Below are 4611 nucleotides of genomic sequence, written 5' to 3'. Positions count from 1 at the left end.
GCCGGACGCGGGACGCGGGGATGGCGCGGCGCTGCGCGCGGCGCGCGACGCGCTGATCGCGCAGTCGGTCGCCTGAGCGGTGTCCGGGCGACGATGAACGCGGGGTCGAGCGCAGGAGGGGAGGCTCCTCCTTTCGAGCCGGGAATCGCGCTGGGTGAGGCCGAGGCGGTGTGGGAAGCCACCGCGCAGGCCGAACAGCGCAAGCAGGCGCTCTATCTCGAGATCGAAGGGTGGGAAGGCCCGCTCGACCTCCTGCTCGACCTCGCGCGGCGCCAGAAGGTCGACCTGCGACGGATCTCGATCCTCGAACTGGTCGACGCCTATCTCGACTACATCGACCACGCTGGCGAGATGCGGCTCGAGCTGGCGGCGGACTATCTGGTGATGGCGGCCTGGCTCGCCTACCTCAAGTCCGCGCTGCTGCTGCCCAAGGAAGAGCAGCCCGATCCCAGTCCCGAGGAGCTGGCGCTGCGTCTGCAACTGCGCCTGCAGCGCCTGGGCGCGATGCGCGAGGCGGCGGCGCGGCTGATGGCGCGCGACCGGCTGGGGCGCGATGTCTTTGTACGCGGCGCGCCTGAAGGCCTGCGGGTCGAGCGGCGCAACCGCTGGCAATGCTCGTGGTACGATCTGGTGCGCGCCTATGGCGATGTGAAAGTGCGCTCGCAGCCGGTGGTCCACATGGTGCGCGAACGCCTGGTGATGACGCTCGACACCGCGATCGCGCGGGTGTCCTCGATGGTCGGCGTGGCGATTGACTGGATCGAGCTGCGCGATTTCCTGCCGCCCGCACAGGACGCCTGGAGCAACCCGCAGCTGCGCAAGTCGGCGCTGGCGTCGAGTTTTGTCGCCGCGCTCGAACTGGCCAAGGCGGGCAAGGTCGAGATCGTGCAGGACAGCGTGTTCGGGCCGATCCAGGTGCGGGCGCTGCGGGGATGACGGGGCCTTTGCCCGAAGCCGACGCGTTGGTCCGTGCGCTCGAGGCGACGCTGTTCGCGGCCGAGCAGCCGATGAGCGTCGAGCAGCTCTCGCGCCACCTGGGCGATGCCGATGTGCGCGCGGCGCTGCGCCAGTTGCAGGAGGATTACGCCGGGCGCGGCATACACCTCGTCGAACGCGGACGGCGCTGGCATTTCGAGACCGCGCCCGATCTTTCGCACCTCTTGCGTCGCGAGAAGGAAGAGCTGCGTCGCCTTTCGCGCGCGGCGACCGAGGTGCTGGCGATCGTTGCCTATCACGAGCCGGTCAGCCGCGCCGAGATCGAGGCGATTCGCGGCGTGCAGACCGCCAAGGGCACGCTCGACGTGCTGATGGAGGCGGGCTGGGTGCGCGCGGCGGGGCGCCGCGAAGTGCCCGGACGCCCGGTGATCTACGCCACGACTCCCGAGTTCCTGGCGCATTTCGGGCTGCAATCGCTCAAGGAACTGCCCGGAATCGACGAATTGCGTGCGGCGGGGCTGCTCGATCCGGTCGATGATGCTATGATCGAGGACGCACTGAACCCCGCGCCGGCGGCGTCCGCACCCGTGGATGCCGATGAACCGTTCGCATCGAGAGATCCCGACATGGACGATCTCGACACGGACTATGCCGACATGGACGATACCGACACCGACGATTTCGACCGAGGCGACGACGGGCTTTCAACTTAGCGGGAAACCGCTTAGATGGTCCGCGCGTGACCGATAACGGTCGAACGGAACTTTGGAGTAGAAGAAATGGGTAGCCTTTCGATCTGGCACTGGCTGATTGTTCTGGTGATCGTGCTCGTGCTGTTCGGCCGTGGCAAAGTTTCCGAAATCATGGGAGACTTCGGCAAGGGCATCAAGAGCTTCAAGGAAGGCATGAACGAGGACGAGGCGAAGCCCGCCAAGCCCGAGAGCAAGCCCGCGCAGATCACTTCGGCCGAAGTGGCGCCCAGCGCGAGCGAGCCGACCAAGAACGAGCAGGCCTGAGCCAGAAGGCCCTAGACGGCTATGCTGGACATCGGTTCCACCGAACTGCTCATGATCGTCATCGTGGCGGTCGTGGTCATCGGTCCCAAGGACATGCCTCTGGCAATGCGCACCGCCGGACGCTGGATCGGCAAGATGCGCAAGATCACCGGGCATTTCCGCGCCGGGATCGATGCCATGGTGCGCGAAGCCGAGCTCGAGGAGATGGAGCGCAAGTGGCGCGAGCAGAACGAGGCGATCATGAAGTCCGCGCCTCAGCTGCCCACGGCCGAGGAAATGCAGCCGCCCGCAACGGCCTCCGAGACGCTCGAGGGGGCTCCTGCGACGGACGTGCCGCCGCCGGCTGCCGCCGCGCTGCCCGAACCGGCCGCGGGGGATGCGCCCGTGCCCAATGAACCCAATCTCGCGCCGGCCACCGACCCGGCCCGCCCCGCGTCCTGATCGAGCACGAGCGCCATGGCCTTCAAGATTTCCGATATCGACGACACCCAGGCACCGCTGCTCGAACATCTGGTCGAGCTGCGCCAGCGCCTGGTGAGGGCCTTTCTCGCCTTTGGCGTGGCCTTCGGCGTGTGCTTCTACTTTGCCGATGACATCTTCGCCTTCCTGGTGCGGCCGCTGACGCAGGCCTTCCCGCCGGGCGAGGGCAAGCTGATCTACACCAAGCTTTACGAAGCCTTCTTCGTGGAAGTGAAGATTGCGGTCTTCGCGGCCTTCTTCGTCAGCTTCCCGGTGATCGCGAACCAGATCTGGGCGTTCATCGCGCCCGGCCTCTACGCCAAGGAAAAGAAGGCTTTCCTGCCTTTCCTGATCGCCACGCCGATCCTGTTCACGATGGGCGCGGCCATGGCCTACTACGTGGTCATGCCTACGGCCTTCCACTTCTTCCTGGGCTTCCAGGGCAAGGCGGGTGGGCTGACCCTCGAAGCATTGCCTGGCACCGGCGATTACCTTGCGCTGGTCATGCAGTTCATCCTCGCCTTCGGGATCAGCTTCCTGCTGCCGGTGCTGCTCATGCTGCTCAACCGCGCGGGGATCATGTCGCGCCAGCAGGCGGTTGCGGCGCGCCGCTACGTGATCGTGGGTATCTTCATCATCGCCGCGATCGCCACGCCGCCCGACGTGATCTCGCAGGTGGCGCTTGCGGTGCCGCTGATCGTGCTGTTCGAAGGCACGCTGCTGGTGATGTGGTTCACCGAGCGGCGCGAAGCCAAGGAAAAGGCCGCGGCGCAAGAGGCTGAGGCGATCGAGGCTCCGGCGGAGTAAAGGGATGGCGAGGGGCTACGGCCCCTTGCCCCTAGTCCCTTGCCTAGGCCTGCTGGCCCGGCGCGAGGGCGACAAGCCCTCACACCGTTTTCCAAAACGCTCCATCGAACACGCGTAAGGCGCCCGGTCCGCAACGGGGTCGACAGTCACAGGGTCAAGGGATGGTAAATCCCTTGTCTCCCTTATTATTTTTCCAAAAATTCCTAGCGCCCCTGAGCCTCGCCCGGCGCTTCTGGCGGGCTGCTATCCGTGTCCTCTGCCGGCTTCGGCGCGTCCTCCTCGCCCGATTTTTCCGACCACGCGAGCTGCCCTCCGATCCAGGTCTGCTCGACGTGGATCGCGCGCATCTGCGCGGCGTCGGCGGTGAGCGGATCGCGGTCGACGAAGAGAAAGTCGGCGCGGTAGCCGGGCGCGATGCGGCCGAGCCTATCCTCGGCGAACATCGCGTAGGCCGCGCCCGTGGTGTAGGCGGCCAGCGCGGCCTGGGGGGGGAGGATTTCCTGCGGCTGCCAGCCACCCGCAGGCTCGCCGTCGGCGCCCTGGCGCGAGATCGCGGCGGCCATGCCGAGGAAGGGCCGCGCGGGTTCGACCGGGGTGTCCGACCCGAAGGCGAGCGTGGCGCCGGTGGCCGCGAGCGATTTCCAGGCGTAGGCCCCGGTCAGCCGATCAGGCCCGAGCCGGGCTTCGGCCATGAACCGGTCGCTGGTTTCGTGCTGGGGCTGCATCGAGGCGATCACGCCGTGCTGGCCAAAGCGCGCGATGTCGGCCGGATCGACGATCTGGGCGTGTTCGATGCGCCAGCGCCGGTCGCCCTTGTAGGTCGCCGAAAGCTCGTCGATCGCATCGAGGACGACCGCGTTGGCCTTGTCGCCGATGGCGTGGACCGCGACCTGGAAGTGGTCGAGCGCGGCGCGGCTCATCAGGTTGCCGAGCTGGGTCTGGCTGAGCAGCGGCAGGCCGGTGGTCCTGGCATCATCGGCGTAGGGGGCCTTGAGCCAGGCCCCGCGCGAGCCGAGGGCGCCGTCGAGGAAGAGCTTGACCCCGGCGAGCTTGAGCCGGTCGTCGTAGAGCCAGGGGGTGGGTTTGGGGCCGCCGATCAGCGCCATGTTGGCAATCGAATCGGCGTAAGCGACGATGCGCACGCGCAAGTGCCCGCCGTCGCCTGCGCGGCGGAAGGCTTGCCAGTCCTCGATGCTCGTGCCCATGTCGGCGATCGCGGTGACGCCGTGCGAGAGCAGGTCGCGCTGCGCTTCGCCAAGCGCGGTGTCGCGGTCTTCGGGGCGGGGCACCGGGACCTTGTCGGCCACCAGCCGGGCGGCGGTGTCGACCAGCACGCCCGAAGGCGCGCCGCCCGCCGCGCGTACGATCCGCCCGCCCTTGGGGTCGGCGGTCT

Annotated in this window: 6 protein-coding genes; 5 read left to right on the top strand and 1 reads right to left on the bottom strand. The window is 67.6% G+C overall.

The genetic code is table 11. The features are described 5' to 3' along the window. Nucleotides 1–93 precede the first annotated feature (93 nt). The 5 genes from MTR62_RS20045 to tatC all read left to right on the top strand — a co-directional run bounded on the left by MTR62_RS20045 (nucleotide 94) and on the right by tatC (nucleotide 3218). Complete coding sequence (locus MTR62_RS20045) at nucleotides 94–936, top strand: segregation and condensation protein A (protein WP_244024272.1); 843 nt, start codon at nucleotides 94–96, stop codon at nucleotides 934–936. After that, nucleotides 933–1649 (top strand): SMC-Scp complex subunit ScpB, encoded by a 717-nt coding sequence (gene scpB, locus MTR62_RS20040; protein ID WP_244024270.1) that lies wholly within the window; start codon nucleotides 933–935, stop codon nucleotides 1647–1649. Before MTR62_RS20045 ends, scpB begins: the two co-directional genes overlap by 4 nt. Before the next feature lie 66 nt (nucleotides 1650–1715). Next, the gene (locus MTR62_RS20035; RefSeq protein ID WP_244024268.1) at nucleotides 1716–1952 is read left to right on the top strand and encodes a twin-arginine translocase TatA/TatE family subunit; all 237 of its coding nucleotides are present in this window, start codon (nucleotides 1716–1718) and stop codon (nucleotides 1950–1952) included. 21 nt (nucleotides 1953–1973) lie between these two features. Then, complete coding sequence (tatB, locus tag MTR62_RS20030; protein ID WP_244024266.1) at nucleotides 1974–2393, top strand: Sec-independent protein translocase protein TatB; 420 nt, start codon at nucleotides 1974–1976, stop codon at nucleotides 2391–2393. A 15-nt stretch (nucleotides 2394–2408) separates the two neighbouring features. After that, nucleotides 2409–3218 carry a twin-arginine translocase subunit TatC gene (tatC, locus tag MTR62_RS20025; protein ID WP_244024264.1) on the top strand — a complete coding sequence of 270 codons (810 nt, stop codon included), beginning with the start codon at nucleotides 2409–2411 and terminating at the stop codon, nucleotides 3216–3218. A gap of 203 nt (nucleotides 3219–3421) precedes the next feature. On the opposite strand, the gene MTR62_RS20020 is transcribed toward tatC, so the two are convergent. Further along, nucleotides 3422–4611: amidohydrolase (locus MTR62_RS20020; protein ID WP_244024262.1), on the bottom strand; the 1190-nt coding region annotated here is incomplete at its 5' end.

It is taken from the genome of Novosphingobium organovorum (genome assembly GCF_022832435.1).
GTDB lineage: Bacteria > Pseudomonadota > Alphaproteobacteria > Sphingomonadales > Sphingomonadaceae > Novosphingobium > Novosphingobium organovorum.
Note: the sequence above shows the minus strand (reverse complement) of the source record. Positions and strands in the feature narration are given on the sequence as shown.